This window comes from Limosilactobacillus balticus (genome assembly GCF_014145615.1).
GTDB classification, from domain to species: Bacteria; Bacillota; Bacilli; order Lactobacillales; family Lactobacillaceae; genus Limosilactobacillus; species Limosilactobacillus balticus.
In genome coordinates, this window is record NZ_JACIVH010000074.1 from 58449 (window position 1) to 85013 (window position 26565).

Here is a 26565-nt window from a genome sequence, read left to right on the forward strand (position 1 = left end):
TTCAAAATAAAATTAATATAAGCGAAATTATAGGAGGAGTTGATAGGGTGATTATTGCAGTGGAAAATTCACTTGCCCAACATTTGCATGTTAATTCACAGGTTATTGCACCTTCTGAGCTATTAGAGACAAATGTTTGGACTATTCGTGTGACTGGTGAATTCATGATTATTATGAATAACTTAATGTCGTTGCCAATTATTGTACGTTATCCTCAACGCTTTAATGATTCACGATCTTTTATAGCAGCATTTAAACGTGAATTTTTAAGAGTATTAGAAGTTTCGCCAATTCCTCATGCAAAAATTAGGATGATTCGTGATGCCCAATTTAGCAAAGTCGTATTTACACGCCAAATTCAGCCAGAAACTCAACAACAATTGCAGATGTATCAGAACCTCATGATGGGACCTAATTCAATTATTGATTGGGAAAAAGACCCAACCAATGCTGAAATTGCACTTCAATTAGCGGAACAAACCCGCATTACCAATAAGACAACGGACGAAGAATATGTTGTAATGGATATTTTTGAAGATTATTCAATTACGGACTTTAAGGTTGCTACTCATCCTAAGCTTAATGAACATAACCGTCGCTATCTTTATCGTTCGCTTTCAATAAATGATATTATGAATGCAACCGCGGTAGGAGAAAAAATTTTAGATGATTATCAAGGTTATTTAGAAAGTCGTGGAACAAGCGAGAGTATCGTTGATCGGGATTTAGATTGTGCTGCAGATTATATTGGTTACTGTGAGGCCCTCGGTGAATCTGTTCTTGACGATATTACGTTGGTCTATCACTATTTCATTAACTATGAAAAACTACATAATAATCGCCCAACTGATACCGGCTTTCATTCTAAAAGTGATGCCTTTCGCGAATTTGGAAAATTTTTACGTGCAGAAGATCTTTTTTCTAGTGAAGACTATGATCTGTTTGTCCAAGCGATTAGTCAGGGGATAAAAGATCTTGGTTCTAAACAACGAATGTACCATTTGCAACGTATAATTCGTGATATGCAGCGTCAAGTAAGAAATCAGCGCGAGCAGGCAATCCAATATGTTAATAAACAATATACTATTTATGCTGAGCTTAGTGATTACTATCCTAAAATGTGGCGGCGATTTACTGTTAGTGGTGATACGCGTTTAGATATGTTGTGCTTTGCAATTTTAGCAGCCTTTAACGCGGATGGGCATCACTTATTTGAACTGCAGCAGGAGAATACTCATTATCAGTTGCCGATTCTTGATAGTGGCTTTGGTCAATCAAAAGATATTACCCAAAGTTGGGTAGGTGATTGTAATCTTACCCAAGAATATAACCTAATATATGACTTTGGTGATATGTGGAACTTTAAAATTAAATTTGAGGAAGTAAAACCTAAACGACTTCCTGCTCATACCAGCCCCAAAATTATTAGTGGTTTTGGAAATGGAATCTTGGATGATATTGGCGGAGTAAAAGGGCTGACTCAAGCAGCAAAAGATGATCCGGATATTAATGCTCCGTTAAACATTCCGAAATTTAAGAATCGATGGTCCCGTCAGATTGAAAAAATACGTCGCTCTTATGAATAAAAAGCATTACAATAGATAATGAAATATATATAATCGAGGTCTTTAAGGATGGAAAAACGCGAAAATGCTATTCCAAAAACAATGAAGGCTTGGGCGGTCACGACTCCTGGGCCGATCGATGGTCAAAAATCACCAATTGAATTTACTGAAAAGCCTGTACCAACTCCCAAGCGAGGTGAAGTCCTTGTTAAGGTGTTAACGTGTGGAGTATGTCATACAGACTTACACGTGACAGAAGGAGATTTGCCAGTCCACCATGAACATGTTACTCCTGGTCATGAGATTGTTGGTAAAGTTGTTGGTTTTGGACCAGAAACACAACGATTTAAGCTCGGTGAACGAATTGGAATTCCATGGTTTAGGCATGCTTGTGGTGTATGCAAATTTTGTCAATCGGGTCATGAAAACCTCTGCCCCCATTCACTTTATACTGGTTGGGATCATGATGGGGGTTATGCAGAATACGTCACGGTTCCAGAAGGATTTGCATACCGACTTCCGGAAAAGTTTGATTCTCTAGAGGCAGCTCCATTATTATGTGCAGGGATTATTGGTTATCGAGCTTTTGAGCGTGCCAATGTTCCGGCTGGTGGTCGCCTAGGATTATATGGCTTCGGTGGTTCAGCTCACATTACAGCTCAGATTGCACTTGCTCAGGGAATCGAAGTGCATGTCTTTACGCGTGGTGAGGATGCCAAGAAATTTGCCCTAGAATTAGGTTGTGCTTCTGTTCAGGGCTCCTATGACCCAGCGCCAGTTCCTTTGGATTCATCAATCATTTTTGCGCCGGTTGGTGATATGGTCTTGCCGGCTTTAGCTAGTTTAGTTCCAGGGGGGACATTAGCATTGGCCGGTATTCATATGACTGATATTCCAACAATGAATTACCAAAAAGAAATATTCCACGAAAAGACATTAACGAGTGTTGAGAGTAATACTCGCCGTGATGGGGAAGAATTCTTAACATTAGCTGACCGTCTCAATATCCATCCTGAAGTCCACGAATATCCCCTAGCAAAGGCCGATGAAGCATTACGCTATGTTAAGCATGGTGATATTAAGGGAGCTTGTGTATTACGCGTTAGTGAAGACTAATAATTGTCTTTTCCTTCTCATTTCTGCTAAGATAGTTAGAGAGGTTTAGAAGAGAAAAGAGGAGACTTTTTTATGAAATATCCCCAATTATCATTGGATGAAGTTAAAGGACCCCAAGCAGTGATTGAAACTACAATGGGGACAATTACTGCCCAGCTTTTTCCAAAATACGCACCTAAAACGGTTGAGAACTTTGTTAAGTTAGCGGAGAAAAATTATTATGATAATGTAATTTTCCACCGGGTTATTCCAGACTTTATGATTCAAGGTGGTGACCCAACTGGAACTGGACGTGGCGGCGAAAGTATTTATGGTCACCCATTTGAAGACGAGTTTTCTGAAGAATTGTTTAACTTCACTGGTGCTCTTTCGATGGCTAATGCTGGTCCAAATACAAATGGCAGTCAATTCTTTATTGTCACTAATGAACATGTTCCGGAAAATATGATTGAGCAAATGAAAGCCGTTGGGTACCCACAAGAGATTATTGATTATTATGAAAAACATGGTGGTACACCGTGGCTTGACTTCCATCACACCGTATTTGGTCAAGTGTTATCTGGGATGGATGTTGTCGAAAAGATCAGTAAAGTTAAGCGGGATGCGATGGATAAGCCTGAAAAAGACGTGATTATTAAAACAATTAAAATTGAAAAAGAGAAGTAATAAAAAAGGAGCGTCAAATAACCACCTCATTAGACGGTTATTTGTCTCTCCTTTTTTGTAGTTAAGAGATCCCATAATTTCTGCTTGGGGGCTGTTAACAGTTCAGTTGAACGGGTAACAGCTGACAGACGAAATGATTGTTTTAACGGGCTAGTAACATTTAATGAATGAATGTTATCTTCTGGGGTAATCGCCAAACTTGTTAAATAGGCAATTCCAAGATTTTCCGCAACCATGGTTTTGATAACGTGAATGTCAGCGGTGCGGTAGATGACTTGGGGACGAAAATGAGCCAAATGAGAGATTTGCTTAAAGGCTTGCTCATGAAAGAATTCAGTAGCAGGAACAATAAAGCGTTCATCTTTAAGAGTAGCAAAATCAACCTCCTTTTTAGTTGCGAGGGGATGATGCTTACTAACGATAATCTTAAAGGGGTACTCAGCTAGTTCGGTAGTTTTTAAGCCCACTTCTTTTAGGGGATTAAGCGATCCAAGTAATGCCATGTCAAGGTTGCCGTGCTTAAGCATCTTGAGAATTTCCTTAGAACCGTGCTCAGAGGTTTCCAAGTGACTTAAAAGTCCTTCTCGCATTAATAGCGGGGTTAAGGGCGGAAAGTAATAATTGCCGATGATAGGTGGTAGCCCAAAACGAATACTAGATGATTCGGCTTGATTGATTTCTTGGTGAGCAATCTTTAATTCGTTTAAGATCACGTCAACGTGGACAGCAAATTGCTTCCCGGTTGGCGTGATATGCAATTGTTTATGGACATGGTCACGGATAAAAAATGAAGTGTCAAAATCTTTTTCTAGTCGTTGGATGGCCATTGTAATAGTTGGTTGACTGACATTGAATTTTGCTGCAACTTGCGAAAAATTTTTATATTTTACCAGTGCTTGATAATATTTTAGATCGTTTAATTTCATAAGAAATGCCTTCCTGCCAGTGATTATAATGGGTACTATCAATTTTATTTATATCATAGCATATATTTGACTATAAACTGGCGCTGGAATTACTCTAAGAATGTTGAAACAGATAAAACGTAAAGGATAGGCGATAATGTTGCGCAAAGGAATGCAAATGTTAAATGACCCCTTTAAGAATAAGGGAACTGCTTTTACAATTGAAGAGCGAAAAAAGTATGGTTTATTAGGTTTGTTACCATCTTGTGTAAGAACGATTGAGGAACAGGCAGACGAAATCTATCGGTTATATCAATCTAAGAACTCACGGATTGAACAGCGCCACCTATTGATGGAAGTATTCAATACTAACCGCACTCTTTTCTTCTACTTAATGGAAAAACATATTGCGGAATTTATGCCGGTTGTGTATGACCCCGTAATTGCTGAGGCGATTGAGCAATATAATGAACGTTACATTAAGCCACAAGATGCTGCATATTTGAGTATTGAGCATCCTGACTTAATTAAAGAAGAACTTGCTGATGCCGCCGATGGTCGTGATATTCGCCTTATCGTTGTTACAGATGCTGAAGGAATCCTTGGTATTGGCGACTGGGGTGTAAATGGGGTTGATATTTCTGTTGGAAAATTAATGGTTTACACAGCAGCGGCTGGGATTGATCCATCCCAAGTTCTCCCGGTTTCTATTGATGCTGGGACTAATAATGAAAAATTATTAAAATCCGCTAATTACTTAGGAAATCGAATTAAGCGGGTTGAAGGTCAAGAATACTTTGACTTTATCGATAAGTTTGTTGATGCAGTTGAAGAATTGTTCCCTAAGAGTTTATTACACTTTGAAGATTTTGGTCGGGGAACGGCTGCGCGGATTCTTGATAAGTACCAGGATAAGATTTTAACCTTTAACGATGATATTCAAGGAACTGGAATTATTGCCTTAGCTGGTGTGCTCGGAGCTATGAATATCTCAAAAGAAAAGTTAACGGACCAAACATTCTTAACGTTCGGTGCTGGTACCGCTGGAATGGGAATCGCTAAGATGCTTTATGACGAATTGATCCGTCAAGGCTTTACACCGGAAGAAGCAAAGAAGCACTTCTATCTTGTTGACAAGCAAGGATTATTATTTGACGATACGCCAGGCTTAACACCAAAGCAAAAGCCATTTACCCGTCAACGGAGCGAGTTTGCTAATGCTGATGAATTAACTAATTTACTTGCTGTTGTTAAGGTTGTGCACCCAACAGTAATGATTGGTACGTCAACTCAACCAGGAAGTTTTGATGAAGCGGTTGTAAAGGAAATGGCAGCTCATACTTCACGGCCAGTCATTTTTCCACTCTCTAACCCAACTAAGTTAGCAGAAGCAAAAGCAGCTGACCTCCTCAAGTGGACTGATGGAAAGGCATTAATTGCGACTGGAATCCCGGTTAAAGATATTGAATATAACGGAACTGTTTACCAAATCGGACAAGCTAACAATGCGTTAATTTATCCTGGAGTTGGTTTTGGGGCCTTGGCTGCTGAAGCTAAAGTGCTAAATGATAATATGTTAGCAGCAGCTGCTCATGCTTTAAGTGGCTTAGTTGATCCGGAAAAGCCAGGCGCAGCGGTGTTACCTCCTGTTTCTAAGTTAACAGAATTTTCTAAGCGAGTGGCGGAACGAGTAGCCGAATCTGCTATCGATCAAGGCCTAGCCGGCGACGGAATTACTGATGCGAAGAACGTAGTAGCAGAAAAAATTTGGAAGCCTCAATATTAATCAAGCAGCTTGCATCTTTGTGAATAATAAAACCAGATTATTAGACAAAAATAGAAAAGCATCTAAGAAATTAAAAAATCTTAGGTGTTTTTTTGTGTAGAAGTTTGTGAAACTTTTGCAAACACGATTGAAAAAAGCTATTATAACAGTTGGTAAGGCAATAGCTATAAGTGAAATTTATTAAAAATTAAAGATTTGACTATAGTTTTACTTACAAGGTAGGATATACGTGTAAATGATGTGTAACATTTCACAAGGAAAAATTGCTCAATTAATATATTGGAGGTTTTTGAGATGTCAGAATACCGTACTGAAGAAGATACGTTAGGTCCTGTTAAAATCCCTGCTGAAGCATTATGGGGACCACAAACAGAACGGAGTCGGAATAACTTCCCAACCGGTCAATACATGCCATTAGCAATCATCCGTGCTTTATTGAACATTAAAAAAGCAGCGGCTCAAGCTAATATGGAAACTAAAGCTATCTCTGAAGAAAAGGGTAATTTAATTGTTAAAGCGATTGATGAATTACTCGCATTAAGTGATGAAGAATTGCGGAAGGACTTTCCATTAAAGGTTTACCAAACTGGTTCTGGTACCCAAACCAACATGAACACTAATGAAGTTGTTGCGCACAAGGCTCATGAAATTAACCCTGACATTGAAATCTTGCCAAATGATGATGTTAACAAGGGTCAAAGTTCAAACGATACTTTCCCAACTGCTATGAATGTGGTTGCCTTAGAAGCGCTTGATAAGTTGAAACCAGCTGTTCAACACTTAATTGATGAATTAAAGGTTAAGGAAGAGAAGTACATGAAGACTGTTAAAGTTGGACGTACTCACTTGCAAGATGCAGTTCCATTGACATTTGGTCAAGAACTTTCTGGTTACATTGCTTCCTTAGAACATGACCTTGATTACATTAAGACTTTGGAACCAACATTAGATGAATTGGCAATTGGTGGTACTGCTGTTGGTACTGGTTTGAATGCTGCAGAAGGAATGCCTGAAAAGATTGCTGAAAAGCTTAGTGAAGTTTACGGCTTAAACTTGACTGCTGATTCAAACAAGTTCTACGGTTTAGCTAACCACTCTGGTTTGGATGTTGTTCACGGTGCTTTGAAGACGTTAGCTGCCGACATGTTCAAACTTGCTCAAGATATTCGTTTCTTGGCTTCTGGTCCCCGTGCGGGTTACGGTGAATTAAATATCCCAGCTAACGAACCAGGTTCATCAATCATGCCAGGTAAGGTTAACCCAACTCAAGCAGAAGCTGTAACAATGGCTGCTTTACGGGTATTCGGTAACGATACAGTAGTAACAATGGCTTCATCACAAGGTAACTTCGAAATGAATGTTTACAAGCCAGTATTGATCGATGCATTCCTCGAATCAGCTGATCTATTAACTGGAACAATTACTGGATTTGCTGACAAGATGATCCACGGAATGACGGTTAATGAAAAGCGGATGGAAGAATTAGTTGATAATTCATTAATGACTGTTACTGCTTTGTCACCACACATTGGTTACCATGACAGTGCTAAGATTGCTCAAGCTGCTGATAAAGCTGGTAGCACATTAAAAGAAGCTGCTTTGAAGTCCGGTAAGCTTACTGAAGAACAATACGATGAATGGATGGACATGCTTAAGATGACCAACGTTGATCGGGATAAATAAGAATTGAGTTAAAAGTAATGCCAATTTTGGCAAGAGTGGAAATAAGCAATAAAAAGAACTTGTTCCACTCTTTTTGACTGTTAATGTATTTAAAATTAAGAATTAAAAGGAGAGCAATATCATGGCTGAAAAATTCCAACCATTATCTGTAAGTAAATTAGATAATGATTACGATGTTATTGTAATTGGTTCTGGTGGAACAGGTCTTTCCGCAGCAATTCAAGCAAACGAATTGGGAATGAAGACGGTTGTTCTTGAAAAGGAAGAAGAACTTGGGGGAAATACCAACCGAGCTTCTTCAGGAATGAATGCCGCTGAAACCAACGTGCAATTACAACATGGAGTAATTGATAACGTTGCTGACTTTTACCATGAAACATACAAAGATGGTGGACGTCTAAACGATAAGGATATGCTTGGTTACTTTGTATATCATACAGCTCCAGCAATCGACTGGTTAGCTGATCATGGGATTAAGCTTGATGACATTACAATTACTGGTGGAATGTCTCGTAAGCGTACTCACCGTCCAGCAAGTATGGCGCCAATTGGTGGTTTCTTAGTAAAGAGTTTATTGGAAGTTGTTCAAAAGGAAAACATTCCAGTATTTAATAAGGTTAAAGTTAATAAGCTCTTACAAGATGATGAAGGTAAGGTAATCGGTGTTGAAGCTAATGCTGATGGCCTAATTAAAACCATCCACGCAAAGGCTGTTATCTTAGCTACTGGTGGATTCGGTGCTTCTAAAGAATACATGAAGCGGTTCCGCCCTGACCTTGCTGATTACAAGACTACCAATCAACCAGGAGCAACTGGTGATGGCTTGAAGCTTGCTGAAGGCGTTGGCGGTGAATTAATGCAAATGGATCTTGTACAAGTTCACCCAACTGTTCAACAAGATAATCCTCATGTTTACCTTATTGGTGAAGCTGTCCGTGGTGAAGGTGCAATCTTAGTTAATGCTGAAGGTAATCGGTTTGTTAACGAATTAAACACTCGAAAGATTGTTTCTAATGCGATTACTGCCCTTCCAGAACACAGTGCTTACTTAATTTTTGACCAAGGTATTCGTGACCATGCTAAGGCAATTGAATTTTACGATAAAGTTGGTCTTGTTGTTCATGGCGATACGATTGAGGATCTTGCAAAGAACCTCAATATGGATCCTGAGAACTTAAAGAAGACAGTCGCAACATGGAATGAAGCTGTTGAAAATCATGACGATAAAGAATTCCATCGGACAACAGGAATGGATCGTGGAATTACCAAGCCAGGATTCTTTGCAATTCACATTGCACCTGCAATTCACTACACTATGGGTGGTATTCATATTAATACAAAGACTCAAGTGCTTGATGGTAATGGGGATGTAATCAAGGGATTATATGCTGCAGGTGAAGTTGCTGGTGGTTTGCATGGTAATAACCGTGTTGGTGGTAACTCAATTGCAGAAACAATTGTCTTTGGACGTCAAGCAGGTCAACAAGTAACTGTTTACGCCCGTGGCTTAAAGTAAAAATAATGGGCAGTGAGAGGCTGCCTAGAGCAATTATTAATTAATTACTTAACTATATAAGGGATAAGGAAATGAAAAAATTAGAAAGTGTAAATTATAAGGGGTTCATTTGGCCTGTTATTATTGGCTTGATTTTATGGTTTATGACTCCTATTAAACCAGCTGCCGTTCCAGTTGCTGGTTGGCATATGTTTGCTTTGTTTGTTGCTACAATCATTGCGTGTATTACTCGTCCACTTCCAATTGGTGGTGTCTCAATTATTGCTTTTGCTTTAACTGTTTTAACAAAGACAGTTCCAATGGAAAAAGCAATTGTTGGTTTTGGGAATGCGTCGATTTGGATGATCGCAATGGCCTTCTTCATTGCCCGGGGATTCATTAAGACCGGACTTGGTCGGCGGATTGCATTGAACTTTGTTAAGGCATTTGGTAAGCGGACTTTAGGACTCGCTTACTCCTTGATCGGTGTTGATTTGATTTTAGCACCAGCTACACCAAGTAATACTGCACGTGCTGGTGGTGTTTTGTACCCAATTATTGAATCATTGTCTCAATCATTTGGTTCAGATCCTAAGAAGGGAACAGAACGTAAAATTGGTTCTTTTTTGATCTTTGCTGAATATCATGGTGATATGATTACTGCGGCAATGTTTATGACCGCCATGGCCGCTAACCCATTAGTTCAGACTCTTGCCAAAAGTAATGGTGTAAACATTACTTGGGTTGGCTGGTTCTTAGCTGCCTTGGTACCAGGAATTATCTCCTTAATTATTGTTCCATGGTTGATCTACAAAATGTATCCACCTGAAATTAAGGAAACTCCTAATGCTAAACAATGGGCGGAAGACGAACTCTCTAAAATGGGAGCAATGACTTTACCAGAAAAATTAATGGCAGTTATCTTTGTTATTGCCTTAATTCTCTGGATTGTCGGAAGCTTTATCGGGATTGATGCAACGCTTGCTGCATTTATCGCATTAGGATTATTACTCTTATGCGGTGTTTTAAGTTGGCAAGATGTACTTCATGAAACAGGAGCTTGGAATACTTTAACATGGTTCTCTGTTCTTGTTATGATGGCCGGTCAATTGACAACTTTAGGATTTATTCCATGGTTGAGTAAGACTGTTGGTAACTCGCTTCACGGTATGAACTGGATTTTGGTTTTGGTGATCTTAATTATTGCTTACTTCTACTCACACTACCTATTTGCTAGTTCTACTGCTCACGTAACTGCAATGTATAGTGCATTCTTAGCTGTTGCTATTTCAGCTCATGTTCCACCAATGCTTGCAGCCTTGATGCTTGGTTTCTTCGGTAACTTAATGGCATCTACTACTCACTACGCTTCTGGTCCAGCTCCTGTTCTTTTTGGCTCAGGTTATGTTCCACAATCAAAGTGGTGGTCATTAAACTTTGTCCTTGGTATTTTCTACCTTGTCGTATGGATCGGTATTGGTAGTCTTTGGATGAAAGTTATTGGTATGTGGTAAAAATTTATCTTAAAAGAAAACTACTTGGTGAAATTTGCCAAGTAGTTTTTTCTTTCATTAGGACAAAGATGAGTACAAGCATTATAAGAATATTCAGAATCTTAATTGCAAATGAATACTTAATTGACGTAAGATAAAGATATTATTTCGACATAGAAAGGGTTAAGACGATGAATACTCGTGATTTACAATACTTTGCCATGCTAGTTAAATTAAAAAATTATACGCAAGTAGCAAAGTATTTTAATGTTTCTCAACCTAGTATTACCCAGGCAATTCGTCGCCTTGAGCAAGAATTTGACACAAAATTAGTGCGCAAAGATCGTGTTCATCGGGATGAAATGATTACGCGCAGTGGGCAGTTACTATATGAAAAAGCGTTAGCGATAAACAAAAAAATAGACATTGCTCATCAAGAAATAGCACGGTCTGATCAACGACAAATAAAATTCGGCCTTCCACCAATCATTGGAAAAATGTATATTTCACACATTATCGGCAATCTTTCTAAACAGCTTCTTCAACGAATAAAAATTGTTTCTGTAGGATCTCATGAATTGCTAAGCGAATTACAAGCTGGCAAGATCGATATTGCTATGCTGGGTTCGATCGCACCAATTGATCAAGCCGGCATTTTTGCGGAATTAATAACTACTCGACCATTTAGTATTATCGTAAGTACTGATCATCCACTTGCAAAGAAAAAGGCGGTTAGTTTTCAAGACTTAACTAATGAAATCTTTATTAATTATGACCAGCAATATGTCCATAAAGCTGCCTTTCAAGCTTATTCTACCTATGCCCAAATTAATCCACAAACGGCAATTTATAAGGTACCAAATGTTTCCTGGATTAAAGAGTTAGTACGGCAAAATAAGGGAATTAGTTTGATGGTTAAAGATGCGGTAAAGGATGAACCGGGAATTGTTGCCCTCGATATTGAAGACCCGATTCCCGAAAAATTTTTTATTTCGCTTGCTACACGAGAGGATTACATTTTAAGCGATGATGAACAGCAATTAATCACTAAATTAAAAGAAATCACTCCCATAGCTTGACAGCCGCCGTATAATTAAATAGTTAAGAGAATTGAATAAGAGGAGCTTGATGGGTTTTGAGTAAGGATAAAGAGATCTCAGCGAATGATTTTGAGCCGACTGAACATTTGTCTGATAAGCATCATATGGCGATTCCATGGCATGACTTTTTTACAAATGATAATTTCACCCCTGCTTATGAGGCTAATTTAGTGGAACGAGCAGCGATTGTCGGACGAATTGGATTAATGATGCTTTCTTATGGAACGGGGGCGTGGCGAGTCCGTGATTCAATGAATATAGTTGCGCGAACGTTAAAAATGACTTGTTCAGTTGATATTGGGTTAGTTTCCCTCGAATATACTTGTATGGATGCTCACCATAGTTACACGCAGGCAATATCTTTACCAAGCACAAGTGTAAATACGACGAAACTTTCGCAGATGGAACGATTTATTAAAGAATTTGACCAGCATGGGAGTGAGATGACAATTGGGGAAATCCACTCCCGTCTGGAGGAAATTGCTCACTCAAAAGGGAATTATGCTCCTTACCAAGTAGGATTAGCAGCCGCTCTGGCATGTAGCGCCTTCGTATTTTTACTGGGGGGTGGACCAGTTGAAATGTTTTGTAGTTTTATCGGGGCTGGCCTTGGAAACTATGCCCGCCGTAAGATGATTGACCGTCATATTACCTTATTTGCGGGAGTCGCGGTTGCAGTTGCCGTTGCGTGTCTTTCTTACCTGCTGGCCTTAAGTTTGATGCAATTAACATTTAATGTGAGTTCGCGTCATGAAGCAGGGTATATCGGTGCAATGCTGTTTATTATTCCAGGATTTCCTTTTATTACTAGTGGACTTGATATTTCAAAACTTGATATGCGGTCCGGCCTTGAACGGATGACCTATGCAATTGCAATTATTACAGTTGCTACCTTGGTTGGGTGGATCGTGGCATTAATGGTTAATCTACGTCCTGAGAATTTTCAAGCATTACCATTATCGGCATTAATGCTCTTTTTACTCCGGCTGCCTGCCAGCTTTTGTGGGGTGTTTGGCTTCTCAATAATGTTTAACAGTACGCCTAAAATGGCAGCTACTGCCGGTTGTATTGGAGCTATTGCTAATACATTACGGTTGGAATTAACAGACTTAACTGGAATTCCAGCAGGAGCAGCTGCATTTTTAGGAGCGTTAGTTGCCGGGTTATTGGCATCAATTGTTAAACGTAAAATTCAATATCCGCAAATTTCAATCACGGTTCCATCGATTGTTATTATGGTTCCAGGACTTTACATGTATCGGGCAATGTATAATATCGGTTTAACTTCGATTAGTGTAGGAACTCTTTGGATGACCAAGGCGCTTATGATTGTTGTCTTCTTGCCAATGGGATTGATTGCTGCTCGTATTCTTACAGATTCTAAGTGGCGACATAATGGATAGGAGAGTGAGAACATGATTGCAGAATATCCGCCAACGCTACTGGCAGAGGTAAAAGAAAAAACAAAGGATCGGCAATTAACAGGTTTTACTCCAGGACAAGGACCGCTTAATCCAGACTTAATGTTAGTAGGGGAGGCTCCGGGTCGTCACGAAGAAGAAGTGAATATTCCTTTTTCTGGTGCTTCGGGTCAAGAACTAATGAAATTTATTGAATCTATTGGATATTCACGTTCAACTGTTTATATTACCAGTGTCGTTCGTCAACGGCCTTATAGTATTAAAAAGGTAGTTGATAAGAAGACGGGTGAAGTAATTGAAAAAAAGCCTAACCGTACTCCCACTAAAAAAGAAGTCTTAGCATTTGCTCCTTTATTTGATTGGGAATTAGCTCAAGTTAAGCCGAAAATTATTGTTACGCTTGGTAATACGGCTTTACAACGGCTGCTTGGTAGTCAGGCTAATATTGGTAAGCTTCATGGGCAACTTCTCCACGAAAAAATTCAACGGACTAATGATGCGCATGATGGTTATGAGTTGACGACTGCCAAGCATTGGATTATGCCGATGTATCATCCGGCCGCAGTACTCTATGCCCGTCGATTGGAGCCTACTATTAAAGCTGACTGGCAACAGTTAGGGCAGGACATTAAGAGAATGAAAAAATAACTATTATACTTTTTGTGACGAAGGTCGTATAATGGAAAACAGTTTGTAATTCAAGAGGATGGGACAACGCACTTTGATGCTCTGTTCCATCCTCTTTAGTACGGAGAGAATTAAGGGGATGAAAAAGTGGAATTACAACAACGACGAACAATTGTTACTGGGGCGTTGTTACTATCTAACATTATGGCGGGGATGGATGGTACGATTGTAAATACGGCCTTGCCAGCTATTACCAGTGACCTTCATGGGTTGCAATATATGGGGTGGATCATCGCAACTTTTCTTTTGGGAATGGCTGTTGCAACCCCATTATGGAGTAAGTTTGGTGAGCATAAGGGAAATAAGCAAGCTTATATTACTGCTACCTCCATGTTTTTAGTTGGAGCAATCTTTCAAGGATTAGCCCCTAATATTTTATGGTTTATTATCGCGCGAACTGTAATGGGAATTGGTGCTGGAGGGATGAATACAATTCCGTTTATTGTATTTGCTGAATTGTACGACAACCTAAAAAAACGAGCTCAAGTATTAGGGATTGCCAGTGCTTGTTTTGGAACGGCTTCGATTATTGGTCCCCTACTCGGTGGATGGATTGTTGATGCGTTGAGTTGGCACTGGGTTTTCTATGTTAATGTGCCAATTGCCTTAATTGCGATTACCATTATTAGTCTGTTCTATAAGAATGTAAAAAAGCAAGCTGCTGGTAAGCCGGTTGATTGTCTTGGAGCGACTTTATTGGTAGTCAGTTTAGTAATGATTTTAGTAGCTGTTCAATTAATTGGTTCAGCATCTGGATTAGTAGTTGCTGCTCTCTTACTTGTGGGATTACTTCTATTAGCATGGATGGCAAAAGTTGACAGTAAGGCGGTAGACCCAATTGTTCCTAGTCGCCTGTTTAAAAATCGCGAACTAGTAATTGATTTTACTTTATTCGTCATAATTTGGGGTTCATTTATTGCTTTTGTTACTTATATTCCAATGTGGGCGCAGGGAATTTTGGGCTTGAGTGCGCTGCTTGGGGGGATGACTCAGATTCCAGGTGCAGTTACTAACTTTATTGGTTCAGAATTAGTACCAGTATTACAGGAACGATGGGGAAAGTACTGGATTGTTACCTGCGGGGCGGCCTCAATTTTTATTGCCTATTTAGGAATAATGATTGGGGGACAAAAAACACCATTCTGGCTCATTTTATTCATGGGGGCTTTTGAAGGATTTGGTGTTGGCCTTGTCTTTAATATTTTACAGATTAATGTTCAAACAGATGCTGAATTACGGGATGTGCCAATTGCTACTTCACTAGGATACTTATTGCGGATTTTGAGTCAAACCCTTATGTCCGCGGTTTATGGAGTTATTCTTAACCAAGAGCTATTCCAGGGTGTCCAAACGCACCACGGAATTACCTTAAGAATGCTGAACAAATTATCAAATGCTCAAACTGCTAATAGTCTTCCAGATAAGCTTTTACCAACCATGCGCACAATTCTTTATAATGGGTATCGCGACATTATCATTGCGGCAGTGATTTTAATCGTTCTTGCCTTAAGTTTGGTTGTAGCTTTAGGCTGGCGAAATCATTGTCATCAACGCGAGCTAATAGCTTTAGGTAATCTTAAAGACACAAAATCTTAAATCATGATAGGATAATAGTAAGATTTTAAATGAGGAGCGATTATTTCAGTGGAGAAAATAAAGAAATTTAATACTCAAATTGCTAGTCATCTGGCTAACAATCTTGAGAATAGTTTGCGAGAATTACGGCGGTGTGGGGCTCATCGCTCTAGTAAAGCAACCTTTACTGAAATGGGAATTCAATTAAGCGGGTTTAAAAATGATCTTGCGGAAAATAACAAGTTTAATGCCTTAGTGGGGAACGCATGGATTGACAATGAGGCTGATTACTTCTTACCTGCTTCTATAATGACGGTTGCTGTTCAACGGCAAGAACAAGAATTAACAACATATGTCTTAAATGATCATGGAAATAATCAACGGGTAATCATGTATCTAACCGGGGGAGCCTATATTCAGCGTCCCGATAAGACTCATTGGCAATATTTAAATCAGTTGGCAATCGCCACGGATGCGAAGATTTATGTTCCGATTTATTCGTTGGTTCCGCATGCTACTTATCGTACTGCCTACCAAGAAATCGCTAGTCTTTATAGTAAAATTTATACCCTTATGCCTGCTAGTAAAGTAACTATTATGGGTGATTCCGCTGGTGGAGGGTTAGCAGCTGGCTTTTGTGAATATCTTGGTAAAAAGGGGCTTCCACAACCTGGTCACCTCATCTTATTTTCTCCTTGGCTTGACCTTGACCTTACAAATCCCCTCATTAGTAAATATGAGGATAAAGATGTTACACTAGCAGTGAACGGTTTACGAAAAATTGGTACAATGTGGGCCGGTGATACAGATCATCAAGATTATCGCTTAAGTCCCTTATATGGGAATCTTGATCAGTTGCGAGATGTGACTGTTTTTGTTGGGACAAGGGAAATATTGTATCCTGATGTAACCTTGTTTGTTCAAAAGCTGCGTGACGCTGGGATTACCGTAAACTCATATACTGGTCGTGGACTATTTCATATTTACCCGCTTTATCAAATCCCAGAAGCAAAGGGTGTAATGAAACGGGTAGTTGCAATAATTAATAATTAATGGGGTGATATTTTGGCTAAAGTTGCTGTAGTATTTGCACCAGGCTGTGAAGAAGTTGAAGGACTTACAATTGTGGATGTTCTCCGGCGAATGGGGATTGACACCACAATGGTCGGATTAGAGGATATTCATGTCCCTGGCGCCCATGGGATTGAATTAACTTGTGACAAGCTAATGAGTGAGCAGCTTCTCGACTATGATGTAGTAGCCTTTCCTGGTGGTCGCGGGGGTGCCCAAAAGCTCCGCGATAATGACAAGTTGATGAAATTAATGCAAAAACGCAATGCAGAAAATAAGTGGGATGCCGCAATGTGTGCTGCTCCGATTGCCTTAGCCCGGTATGGTTTGCTTGATAATCATGACTATACTTGTTTCCCGGGAATTAACGAGGAAATTGCTAGGGTAGCTCCGACAGCAAACTTTAAAGAGGATATTACGGTTGTTGATAATGATGGGAAAATTATTACCAGTCGTGGACCCGCAACTGCCTTAGCCTTTGCTTACCAAATTGCAGAGGTATTAGGATACAATACTGATAAGATTAAGCATGAGATGCTATACGACTATTTAATGGATCAAAAATAATAGACAACAGTAAAAGAGAGGCTGGGAGAAAACTTTTGTTTTCTCTCAGCCTCAACTACTTGTTATGAACAATAGAAAGATAACGTGGAAAATAACCACAAGGCTCGAGTCTAAGTACGAACGATAATCAGCCCGTGCCGTGCTAATCATCGTCCTAGCTTAGCCAACCGCCTTGTCGAGGAGGTTATTTTCCACTCTCCTTAATTATTATTTAATTAACCACCAGAAGATTGAACGGTGGGGTTGCTGATCAACACGTTGGTTAACAACGCTAACTAGAATCATCATTGTGGCAATAATTGAATTCTTCTTGCGGAAGGCAGTATAACGTGAATACCAGACTGTCGCATATTTATCTTTGTATCGTCGTAACCCTTGAAAGCCATACAAATGATATCCATATTCATAGATGAAGTGTGCAGCTTTTTCTTCAATAAAGCTAAATTGATATTCCCCGACATTCGAAAGAGGTGCCATTCCGAGATCAAAGTAGGTATAACCGTTTTCCTGCCCATACTGGAACATACTGATGAAAATTTTATCCATTATTCCAGAAGGTGCATCTTTACTATGACGCATGAGGTCAATTGTTAAAATCTTTTTACCCCCTGTCGGCATAAACGTTGCAAAGGCGACCATTTTGCCGTCTTTATCACGAATAATGCCAACTGGTGCTTGATTAATATAGTAAGAGTCAAAGAACCCAAGAGAGAATCCCTTTTCAGTTTCGTTCCCTAACCAACTATCGGAAACCTGTTTCATCTCCTGCATTAATTCTTTGCTAAATGGTGGCTTTTCAACAGAGAAAGTATAGCCTTCACGATCAAATTTATGCATCAATGCTCGTTGTGATCGTTGGCGCTTACCAGCAAGTGTAAAGTCCGCTAACTTAACGAGGCCAGTTTCACCAGTTTTAATAAAGTCGAAGCCAAATTCATGAAGAAGCATTGTCATATCGCTGGAGACTTCATAAAAGACGAGCTGATAGCCATACTTATCAGCTTCTATGACAAATTGCCGAAGAGCTGGTCGCCAACTATCCTTATCCCCAACTGGATCACCCATTACGACTAGGCGATCATATTTACGGCGATACATAAAAAAGAGCTTATCATGATCGTCAACATTGTAATAGTAGATACTTTTGTCTTTCAAGAAGGCGAGGTGACTAGTTTCATTTCCCCCATACTCTTTAATAACATTGCGAATTCGTTCAGCATCAAATACGTTTGGGAGATTGAAAGGATCAGTTCCGGCCATAAAGTAGCGTAGAATGAAGAAAATTAATAAGAGACCGAGGATTAAGCCAAAGAGTCCTGAAATCCAAATCTTTTCACCAGGGAAAAATAGAAAATCAGGGATGTGATGTTTGCTGGAATACTGGGGAGCATTAATAACGCCGACAATTACATAGAGGATACATGCTCCAGCAAAGATAAGACTATCAATTGTGAATTTTCCAATTGAATATTCCAACTTCTTCCGGTACAACACATGACGAGAGAGTAAAACAAGGATCAAAACAATAACTAGGTAAATTGTTAAGCTCAAAGTCCCCAGGTTCCAAATGGTATTAGCAATTCCAATTACCAATAATATTAAAGTAGGAAGATAGGCCTTTTTCACCTTTGATTGAAGACCACGGGCACAGGCAAGCATAGCAAGTGCAAATAAGATGGTTGTTAATTGATGGAGGAAGAAGAAGGTGTAAGGATAAAGGTGCGCGATAATTTTATTTTGCGCCGTGATGTCTGGAATTGAGGCAGTAATAAGCATTAAGATTCCAGAAACATACATAAACGTCGTAATTAAATAGTAAGCAAGTTTACGGACCATTAATAATGGCAACCCGTCAAAAAACTGGTTAACTTGTGATGCCAGCGAATGCAAGAACATGAATCCGGCAATAATTAATGGAACAATGTAGTAAAAAATTCGGAATAATAATAGCCAGATAACAGAGGTAGTTTGAGAAACGCCAAGTAATGACAGTTCTAACATCATTAAAAGGTCAAACGAACCAAGTGCCCCCGGAATCATTGAAAGGACCCCAAGAACTTGGGCAACGACATATAATGGCAGAACGCTAATAAGATTATGCCGAACGCCTAAGCACCAACCGACTAATAAGAAGAAAAGTGCTACAAAGAGCCATTCACAAGTTGAACTGGCAACTAAAAAGCTTCCTACTTTGGGCGTGATATCCTTAAATATTTTACTATTATGAATAACAGTAAAATAAAAAACAATTGGGAAATATAATCCACCCCCAACAAGCCAAAGCGCGTATTGATTAAAGTGTCCACCATCGTGAAATACAAACATGATAATTAAAGCTACCCAACAAAGAACAGATAAGCCGGAGAGTAAAAAGACGGCAATTTTAGAGATTGCAAGGAGAATCTCTTTCTTAGTTGCGTTCTTTCGATAAAAGTATGCTCGTAAAGTAGAACCAAGGATTCCACCAAATCCGGCAATGTTTGTTAAGGTGTTTGTAATCCATCCACAGCGAATGATATATAATTTCTTAAATTTCCCGGGTAATAAATGGGTGATTGCAAAATCATACCCCAACATGGGGACGACCGCGATACATCCAGTAATTAGGAGCAGGATGATGCTTTCCCAAGACAGGTTTGCTAAGCCGACTCCTACTTCATGCCATTTAACTGTTTTAAAAAAATTGCCTAGAGCGAGAATAACAAAGACTAGGACTGAAGTTACAAAGACTACTTTTATAATTTTTGAATACTTAGACCACCAGTTTAATAGGCGCTTGCCCAACTGCTGCATTAAAAACTCCTCCTTAATAATAGCTAGTACTCTTATTATAAACTATTGAGAATTTTTGCGGTATAGATAGGAAAAACGAAAAATCAAAAATAAATTGCAAATTTTTGTTGACTAATTTCTAGAAATCTCGTATACTTTTATTTGTTGTCAAGTTGGTCCGTTGGTCTAGTTGGTTTAGGACGCATCCCTGTCACGGATGAGATCACGAGTTCGAGTCTCGTACGGACCGTCTTATATTAAAGAGCTGTGATTTAGGTCATCAGCTCTTTTTTTGTATCTTTTGTAATGTCGATGGAGGGAATTAAGATGGAAAATACGTGGATATACAAAGGAACCGAACCGATTAAAATAAAGAAGTATCTTCAATCATTGGGGATGGGGCATCGTTTATTCAACGATCTTAAAAACGGTGAAGGCGAATTTCTTGTTGATCATCGGAAGGTACGACCAACAACCCAGATTCTTCCTAACCAGCCTTTAACTGTTAAGGCTCAGCCAGAGTTAGCTGATGATACTGTTGAAATTAGTAATGAACCCTTAAATGTTGTTTATGAAGATGATAATTGGTTGGTAGTAGATAAGCCAGCAGGTGTGACTTCTATTCCAGGACCAACCGTTCAAAATGATACGGTTTTGAATCGGGTAAAGGGGTACTTAATTGCAAACAATTCTGCTGATCTCCGTCCTCATTTAATTACACGACTGGATCGCTTTACTGGTGGATTACTCCTTATTGCTAAGCATCATATTGCCTCCAGCATGATCAGTCAGCAGGTACAGCAACATCAAATGCTGAAGGAATATACCGCCTTAGTAGAAGGACAAATTATGGACGAACATGGCGAGATCAACAAGCCGATTGGAAGAAAGGATGGGCAAGCTGCACGGGTTATTGATAAGAATGGGCAACGAGCTTTGACCGAGTATTGGGTTGAAGAACGAGACGCAAAGTGGACACGAGTACGGGTAAAACTTCATACTGGGCGAACACACCAGATTAGAATTCACTTTGCTGCTATTGGCCATCCCCTAATTGGTGACCATCTTTATGGCGGCGATACTAGTAAGCATGATCATCAATTGCTTCATGCAAGTAAAATTAGTTTTAACGATCCTTTTACTCTTAAACAGATGACATTTACCTCAGAATTGCCACCAGTCTTTTCTGAATTAGATTAAATAAAAAGTAGAGACTAGAGTTTAATTTTCTCTTAGTCTCTACTTTTTTACTTAACTTGTTTCAAAATTTGTTTAACGCTTTGAGCCTGAAATTCTTGTTCTGCCTGTGCTGATATTTCCTGAATTTGCTTAGCAGTCATGTTAGGATTCTTGGCCATTGCTGTTTGAACCTTTGACGTAACAAAAGCGCGTCCCTGTTCTGCTGCTCGTGCTTGTAATTGGGCTCCTGTAGCAGATTTAGCAACTCTGGCAAGTTTCGCAGCTTGATCCGTTGTGAGTTTAACATATATTCGTGGATATTCTAGTACGTTAGTGCGCTTAACCAATGTATTGTCCATTCCTGACCATGCATATAGGACTTTATAAAAATTATTACGATATTGCCAACGCGTCTCAGTTGTTACGAGCTGAGGAATAGTGCCATTAGTCCATTTAATCCGGCTAGTCGTATATTCATTTGCTTGGGTATGATTAGGCGTTTTTTGTTTAACTTTGGTGTTATAAATATAAACATTGTCGCGACCACTTTTACCAACCGGTTGATAAATTGCCAAGGGCATTGAGGAATTTGAAGCAGAGTAAATCCGTTTGGTGGTTGTTGTCGTAACTTTTTGCATTCCCCAATGGTGACTGTAGTTTAATGTCATCAAGAGAGTAGAGCCGACAAAGATGATCCCTGTAAGTGTAGCTAAAATAATTCGTAGGCTTTTTTGCCGAATGAACATCATACAAGCAAAAAAGGCAAGTGCTCCCAGAAAAGTTAAAATAATAACCATTACTTCATCCCTCCTTTATTAGTTGAGCTTGCTATATCCTCGCTATCAAGTCGAATATGAATTCCATTGCCACTTGTAACAAAGAACGTAAGGAATAAACCGATGAGTGAGAAGACAATTGCAAACCAGAATGCCGCATGGTAACCCATCAAGGTCGCATCAAACATCTTTGCTTTATATTGCAATGGGGATTGTGTAAGGAGTGAATGAGCAGGTCGGTTACTGTTAGTAACATTTGTCAAAACAGAGATCATGATCGCTGTTCCCACAGAGGTAGCAACCTGACGAATAGTGTTGTTAACAGCCGTACCATGGGAAATTAAATTGTAAGGAAGAGAATTCATTCCGGCGGTTGTAACTGGCATCATTACCATTGAAATACCAAACATCCGGACTGCATATAGGAAGACAATATAAATGGTTGGAGTATCACGAGTAATAAAGGCAAAAGGAATTGTCCCAACTGTTAAAATAAACATTCCCGTAAAAGCTAAACGTTTAGCACCATGACGGTCAAATAAATTCCCAGTAATTGGACTCATGATTCCCATGAAAAGAGCCCCAAATAAGAGGGTAAGGCCTGAATGGAAGGCGGACATTCCATGAATAATTTGAAGGTAAAGAGGAATAACGAATTCTACCCCAACCATTGCCATCATTACAATTGAACTAAGGATAGTTGCGAGGGAGAATTCTTTGCTTTCAAAGACCTTGAATTCAAGGAATGGATCGTCTAACTTGTTTTGACGTACGATTAGAACTACAACTAAAATCACCCCAATGATAATGGTTGAAAGGACAACTGGATCCGTCCAACCATTGTCACCGACACTTGAGAATCCATAAAGCATGCTTCCAAAGCCTAATGTTGAAATACCAACAGAAAGCCAGTCAAGGTGCGGTTTTTTATTAGGAATAACATTCTTAACTGCAAAAAAACTAACAATGATGACTAAAGCAGTGATTGGGGCAATCATTCCGAAAAGCCACCGCCAGCTATAACTGTCAATAACCCATCCAGATAGAGTAGGACCAATTGCTGGTGCTAATCCAATAACTAAGCCGTTCACTCCCATTGCAGCCCCACGCTTTTCAGGAGGATAAACAGTCAGCATGATGTTCTGCATTAGGGGCATGTTGATTCCTACTCCTACTGCTTGGATAAGACGACCGGCTAATAGAACGGCAAATGATGGAGCGATCCACGCTAGAATTGTTCCAACTTCAAAGGTTGACATAGCGATAATGAAAAGACTCTTAGTATTAAATCGACTTGTTAAGTAGGCGCTTACGGGGATCATAATCCCATTAACCATTAAGAAGCCGGTAGTTAACCACTGAACGGTGGCAGTACTAATATTAAAAGCATCCATTAATGCTGGAAAGGCTGTTGAAAGAATAGTTTGGTTTAAAATGGTACAAAAAGCTCCAATTAATAAGACAAAGATCATTAAGGAACGATTATAAGTTTGTCCATTAATATCAACAGGTTGTTGCTCTTGATTCACTAATAGAATCCTCCTTTACATTTTTACAATGTGAAAAATGATAATACTATTTGATATCTTTGTCAAATAATTTGACAAAGATATCGGATTTTTGGTAATTTATGATTAAAATATACACTTTGGAGGAAAATAATGGATCCGCTTTCTGAAAAAATTAGAAAAATGATCGCTAGCAAACAATTAAAGATTAGTATGAGTGAAGTGGCACGTGTAACTGGTGTTTCCACTAGTCAACTAAGATACTGGGAGAAAAAGGGGTATATTAAATCTGAACAAGATGAGCAGAATAAAAATCACTATTTTAGTTTTCCAACAATTTTTCAAGTATTAACGATTAAAGTATTTTTGGACCAAGGTTTTACTTTAGCAATGGCTGTAAAGAAGGAGCGTAAACGGCGCGAACTTCATAAGATTTTTACCTGTTTTATTACTGATGGCATCAAAGAAGTAGAGCAAACCGGGGAAGATAGTGGAGAAGTTAAGCTTGGACCATTAGCTGAAGATTCCACAAAAGAAGTATATGCAGTAATTAATGGTGATAAGACCAGTCTTCGCATTCGAGATTACAAAGAAAATTAACGGATAGTAAACTTTGTGTTATGGTTAAATTGTAAAAGATAACCAAAGTAAATTAATAGTAAGAAAGGAACGATAATAATTGGCTGCATCAGGTTTGAGCTATAGTGAATTAAGTACAGATGCTAAGGAAGTGGCACTTAATTCCTTTATTAATTTTTATGTTGATCAATATCGCAAAGGTAGTTTAGAGATTCTCAGTTCACAAGTATCTAATGAACTAATGGCTACGATTAATCAAATCTTGCGTGATAATGATTTTATGGGGCATCAAGAATTGGTTAATGTAAGTACGCGGCTAAGTAAGCCAGCTTATCAAAAAATTTTAACCGCGTTGCCCAATGTTAAATTTCAAGAAGACGGGGAACCAGTTATTGACTGGATGAAGGCCTGGGAACAAAAAGAGGAACGGTTACCAGAAGAAGATTAGTCAAGTAATCAATGGGAAATAACCTTATTATTAAATTAAGAAGGTGGAGTAAAGATAAATACTTTCTCCCACCTTCTTTTTTAATCAAAGAATTAGGCAATTACTACCTTCAATTTTGTAGATGTGGTAAAATAATAGTTAGTTTTACGTACGGATTAAATAATTAAGATTAAGTGCCAATAATAAAATTAATATCAATAACCGACCTTGTTAGAACAAAGCGGTTCTTTTGGCTTACTTAAATTCCGTTAATTAACATGATAAAAATCTATAAAAGGAAAGGTATTATGACAAAATTAAAGATTAAAAACAATGAAGTTGCCTTTTACGCCATGGGTGGTCTTGGTGAAATTGGTAAAAATATGTATTGTGTACAATTCCAAGATGAAATTATTGTTATTGACTGTGGAGTTTTATTCCCGGAAGATGAATTGCTAGGGGTAGATTACGTAATTCAAAATTATGATTATCTCATTGAAAATAAAGATAAGATTAAGGGAATCTTTATTACTCACGGTCATGAAGACCACATTGGAGGATTACCATTCTTCTTACAAAAGGTCAATGCGCCTATTTATGCAGGGCCTTTTGCAATGTCATTAATTAAGGGCAAGTTAGAAGAAAAACACTTGCTAAGAAATGCAGAATTGCATGAAATTAATGAATTCGATGAAGTTCATTTTAAGAAGTTGTGGGTGAGCTTCTTCAGAACGACCCACTCAATTCCTGATACATTGGGCGTGGCCGTTCATACTCCTCAAGGAACAATTGTCCAGACTGGTGACTTTAAGTTTGATTTAACGCCAGTTGGTAATTTACCAGGTCCTAATCTTCAACAGATGGCTAAGTTAGGGGACGATGGTGTTCTCCTTTTAACATCAGATAGTACAAACGCTGAACGACCAGAATTTACAAAGTCTGAACGTTGGGTTGATATCCATATTCGTCGGATCTTTGAACGAATTAAGGGCCGAATTATCTTTGCTTCATTTGCATCTAATGTTTATCGTTTGCGTGAAGCATCCGATGCTGCGCTTGCGCAAGGACGAAAGATTGCGGTCTTTGGTCGTAGTATGGAGAATGCAATCACTGCTGGTCAAGAATTAGGCTACCTTAATATTCCGAAAGATTCCCTTATTGACCAAAATGAAATTAATAATTACCCACCGGAAAAAGTATTGATCATGTGTACTGGATCGCAGGGTGAACCAATGGCAGCCCTTAGTCGAATTGCTAATGGTACTCACCGCCAAATTACTATTCAGCCAGAAGATACAGTTGTCTTTTCTAGTAACCCAATTCCAGGAAATACCACTAGTGTTAATGCTCTTATCAATAAGCTTGAAGAAAGCGGGGCTAACGTAATTCACGGATATGTTAATAATATCCATACATCAGGACACGGTGGTCAAGTTGATGAAGAATTTATGCTACGTTTAATGAAGCCTAAGTTCTTTGCTCCTGTTCACGGTGAATACCGAATGCAAAAGATTCACACTAAGTTAGCTGAAATGACTGGCGTGCCAAAGGAAAATAGTTTTGTTCTTGCCAATGGGGATGTTTTAGCTTTAACGAAGGATTCTTGCCGAGTAGCAGACCATATTGATAGTGTTAGCGATGTTTATATTGATGGTCGTGATGCTGGAGATACAGTTGGGAACCCCGAAATTCGCGAACGGCGCTTACTTTCGGAAGAAGGAGTCGTAACAGCGATTGCAGTTGTCGACTTAAAGGATTACCAAATTGTTGCTGGTCCTGATATTGTATCTCGTGGCTTTGTTTATATGCATGAGTCACAAGAACTGATTAAGGCAGCTAATCATGAAGTATTCTGGGCAATCCTTAATACCTTTAAAAATCACAAACACGTTGATCAACGAGTATTGAACCGGACAATTATCAGTCGTTTGCAAAAATTACTTTATGATCGCACCGGTCGTCGTCCAGTGATTATTCCGATGGTGACAATCTTAAATGGTAATAATCGTTCAGAAAATCAACACTATCGTCGACCAAACAACAAGAATAATCAAGCACATAAAAACGAACGACAAAATAATCATTCCCACCGGAACTCTCAACAACATTTTAAAAAGAAGAATGTTAAGGAGAAGCAGCCAGTCACAAGTGGAGATGCAAAATAAACTACAAAAGAACTTGCGATTTTTTTGCT

The 26565-nt window shown here is 38.9% G+C and carries 21 protein-coding genes and 1 tRNA gene; 18 read left to right on the forward strand and 4 right to left on the reverse strand.

Annotated features, from left to right (window positions below):
- Positions 1-47: 47 nt before the first annotated feature.
- The 3 genes from H5S10_RS08360 (at position 48) to H5S10_RS08370 (ending at position 3347) form a co-directional block, all read left to right on the forward strand.
- Positions 48-1586, forward strand: a complete 1539-nt coding sequence (locus H5S10_RS08360) for an IS1096 element passenger TnpR family protein (protein ID WP_182589372.1) — start codon at positions 48-50, stop codon at positions 1584-1586.
- Positions 1587-1634: 48 nt separating this feature from the next.
- Positions 1635-2681: a zinc-dependent alcohol dehydrogenase family protein gene (locus tag H5S10_RS08365; protein ID WP_182589282.1), complete on the forward strand. Its 1047-nt coding sequence runs from the start codon at positions 1635-1637 to the stop codon at positions 2679-2681.
- 72 nt (positions 2682-2753) lie between these two features.
- Positions 2754-3347 carry a peptidylprolyl isomerase gene (locus tag H5S10_RS08370; RefSeq protein ID WP_182586500.1) on the forward strand — a complete coding sequence of 198 codons (594 nt, stop codon included), beginning with the start codon at positions 2754-2756 and terminating at the stop codon, positions 3345-3347.
- Positions 3348-3376: 29 nt separating this feature from the next.
- Here the strand turns inward: H5S10_RS08370 and H5S10_RS08375 are convergent, their stop codons facing one another.
- The gene (locus H5S10_RS08375; RefSeq protein WP_182586499.1) at positions 3377-4273 is read right to left on the reverse strand and encodes a LysR family transcriptional regulator; all 897 of its coding nucleotides are present in this window, start codon (positions 4271-4273) and stop codon (positions 3377-3379) included.
- 136 nt (positions 4274-4409) lie between these two features.
- On the opposite strand from H5S10_RS08375, the gene H5S10_RS08380 reads away from it, so the two are divergent.
- The 10 genes from H5S10_RS08380 to H5S10_RS08425 all read left to right on the forward strand — a co-directional run bounded on the left by H5S10_RS08380 (position 4410) and on the right by H5S10_RS08425 (position 17130).
- On the forward strand, positions 4410-6038 hold the full coding sequence (locus H5S10_RS08380; protein WP_182589283.1) for a malolactic enzyme: 1629 nt from the start codon (positions 4410-4412) through the stop codon (positions 6036-6038).
- A 294-nt stretch (positions 6039-6332) separates the two neighbouring features.
- Complete coding sequence (locus tag H5S10_RS08385; RefSeq protein ID WP_003668857.1) at positions 6333-7721, forward strand: class II fumarate hydratase; 1389 nt, start codon at positions 6333-6335, stop codon at positions 7719-7721.
- Between the two features lie 121 nt (positions 7722-7842).
- Positions 7843-9237, forward strand: a complete 1395-nt coding sequence (locus tag H5S10_RS08390; protein ID WP_094504776.1) for a flavocytochrome c — start codon at positions 7843-7845, stop codon at positions 9235-9237.
- A 71-nt stretch (positions 9238-9308) separates the two neighbouring features.
- The gene (locus H5S10_RS08395; RefSeq protein WP_182586496.1) at positions 9309-10730 is read left to right on the forward strand and encodes an anion permease; all 1422 of its coding nucleotides are present in this window, start codon (positions 9309-9311) and stop codon (positions 10728-10730) included.
- 170 nt (positions 10731-10900) lie between these two features.
- Positions 10901-11788, forward strand: a complete 888-nt coding sequence (locus H5S10_RS08400) for a LysR family transcriptional regulator (protein ID WP_182586495.1) — start codon at positions 10901-10903, stop codon at positions 11786-11788.
- Positions 11789-11844: 56 nt separating this feature from the next.
- Positions 11845-13212, forward strand: coding sequence for a threonine/serine exporter family protein (locus H5S10_RS08405; RefSeq protein WP_182589284.1), 1368 nt, complete (start codon positions 11845-11847; stop codon positions 13210-13212).
- Between the two features lie 12 nt (positions 13213-13224).
- Positions 13225-13878, forward strand: coding sequence for a uracil-DNA glycosylase (locus tag H5S10_RS08410; RefSeq protein WP_182589285.1), 654 nt, complete (start codon positions 13225-13227; stop codon positions 13876-13878).
- 126 nt (positions 13879-14004) lie between these two features.
- Positions 14005-15513 carry an MFS transporter gene (locus tag H5S10_RS08415; RefSeq protein ID WP_182589286.1) on the forward strand — a complete coding sequence of 503 codons (1509 nt, stop codon included), beginning with the start codon at positions 14005-14007 and terminating at the stop codon, positions 15511-15513.
- Positions 15514-15561: 48 nt separating this feature from the next.
- Positions 15562-16545 carry an alpha/beta hydrolase fold domain-containing protein gene (locus H5S10_RS08420; RefSeq protein ID WP_182589287.1) on the forward strand — a complete coding sequence of 328 codons (984 nt, stop codon included), beginning with the start codon at positions 15562-15564 and terminating at the stop codon, positions 16543-16545.
- A gap of 12 nt (positions 16546-16557) precedes the next feature.
- Positions 16558-17130, forward strand: coding sequence for a DJ-1 family glyoxalase III (locus H5S10_RS08425; protein WP_182589288.1), 573 nt, complete (start codon positions 16558-16560; stop codon positions 17128-17130).
- 207 nt (positions 17131-17337) lie between these two features.
- Here the strand turns inward: H5S10_RS08425 and mprF are convergent, their stop codons facing one another.
- The gene (gene mprF / locus H5S10_RS08430) at positions 17338-19923 is read right to left on the reverse strand and encodes a bifunctional lysylphosphatidylglycerol flippase/synthetase MprF (protein ID WP_182589289.1); all 2586 of its coding nucleotides are present in this window, start codon (positions 19921-19923) and stop codon (positions 17338-17340) included.
- A 154-nt stretch (positions 19924-20077) separates the two neighbouring features.
- On the opposite strand from mprF, the gene H5S10_RS08435 reads away from it, so the two are divergent.
- Positions 20078-20152, forward strand: a tRNA-Asp gene (locus H5S10_RS08435).
- 77 nt (positions 20153-20229) lie between these two features.
- On the forward strand, positions 20230-21102 hold the full coding sequence (locus H5S10_RS08440; protein ID WP_182589290.1) for an RluA family pseudouridine synthase: 873 nt from the start codon (positions 20230-20232) through the stop codon (positions 21100-21102).
- A 47-nt stretch (positions 21103-21149) separates the two neighbouring features.
- Here H5S10_RS08440 and H5S10_RS08445 read toward each other — a convergent pair whose 3' ends face one another.
- Positions 21150-21878, reverse strand: a complete 729-nt coding sequence (locus H5S10_RS08445; RefSeq protein ID WP_182589291.1) for a DUF4811 domain-containing protein — start codon at positions 21876-21878, stop codon at positions 21150-21152.
- Entirely contained in the window at positions 21878-23386 is a 1509-nt protein-coding gene (locus H5S10_RS08450; protein ID WP_182589292.1) for an MDR family MFS transporter, read from the reverse strand. The genes H5S10_RS08445 and H5S10_RS08450 overlap by 1 nt, the downstream gene beginning before the upstream one ends.
- A 132-nt stretch (positions 23387-23518) precedes the next feature.
- On the opposite strand from H5S10_RS08450, the gene H5S10_RS08455 reads away from it, so the two are divergent.
- The 3 genes from H5S10_RS08455 (at position 23519) to rnjA (ending at position 26536) form a co-directional block, all read left to right on the forward strand.
- Positions 23519-23965, forward strand: coding sequence for a MerR family transcriptional regulator (locus tag H5S10_RS08455; protein ID WP_182586485.1), 447 nt, complete (start codon positions 23519-23521; stop codon positions 23963-23965).
- Between the two features lie 79 nt (positions 23966-24044).
- Positions 24045-24392: a hypothetical protein gene (locus tag H5S10_RS08460; RefSeq protein WP_003664627.1), complete on the forward strand. Its 348-nt coding sequence runs from the start codon at positions 24045-24047 to the stop codon at positions 24390-24392.
- A 287-nt stretch (positions 24393-24679) separates the two neighbouring features.
- Positions 24680-26536: a ribonuclease J1 gene (gene rnjA / locus H5S10_RS08465; RefSeq protein WP_182589293.1), complete on the forward strand. Its 1857-nt coding sequence runs from the start codon at positions 24680-24682 to the stop codon at positions 26534-26536.
- Positions 26537-26565: the final 29 nt, after the last annotated feature.

Coding starts and splice junctions, on each gene's coding strand:
- H5S10_RS08380 (WP_182589283.1), top strand. CDS start 4,410: ATGTTGCGCAAAGGAATGCAAATGTTAAATGACCCCTTTAAGAATAAG.
- H5S10_RS08440 (WP_182589290.1), top strand. CDS start 20,230: ATGGAAAATACGTGGATATACAAAGGAACCGAACCGATTAAAATAAAG.
- H5S10_RS08395 (WP_182586496.1), top strand. CDS start 9,309: ATGAAAAAATTAGAAAGTGTAAATTATAAGGGGTTCATTTGGCCTGTT.
- H5S10_RS08385 (WP_003668857.1), top strand. CDS start 6,333: ATGTCAGAATACCGTACTGAAGAAGATACGTTAGGTCCTGTTAAAATC.
- H5S10_RS08365 (WP_182589282.1), top strand. CDS start 1,635: ATGGAAAAACGCGAAAATGCTATTCCAAAAACAATGAAGGCTTGGGCG.
- rnjA (WP_182589293.1), top strand. CDS start 24,680: ATGACAAAATTAAAGATTAAAAACAATGAAGTTGCCTTTTACGCCATG.
- H5S10_RS08375 (WP_182586499.1), bottom strand. CDS start 4,273: ATGAAATTAAACGATCTAAAATATTATCAAGCACTGGTAAAATATAAA.
- H5S10_RS08370 (WP_182586500.1), top strand. CDS start 2,754: ATGAAATATCCCCAATTATCATTGGATGAAGTTAAAGGACCCCAAGCA.
- H5S10_RS08410 (WP_182589285.1), top strand. CDS start 13,225: ATGATTGCAGAATATCCGCCAACGCTACTGGCAGAGGTAAAAGAAAAA.
- H5S10_RS08390 (WP_094504776.1), top strand. CDS start 7,843: ATGGCTGAAAAATTCCAACCATTATCTGTAAGTAAATTAGATAATGAT.
- mprF (WP_182589289.1), bottom strand. CDS start 19,923: ATGCAGCAGTTGGGCAAGCGCCTATTAAACTGGTGGTCTAAGTATTCA.
- H5S10_RS08400 (WP_182586495.1), top strand. CDS start 10,901: ATGAATACTCGTGATTTACAATACTTTGCCATGCTAGTTAAATTAAAA.
- H5S10_RS08445 (WP_182589291.1), bottom strand. CDS start 21,878: ATGGTTATTATTTTAACTTTTCTGGGAGCACTTGCCTTTTTTGCTTGT.
- H5S10_RS08455 (WP_182586485.1), top strand. CDS start 23,519: ATGGATCCGCTTTCTGAAAAAATTAGAAAAATGATCGCTAGCAAACAA.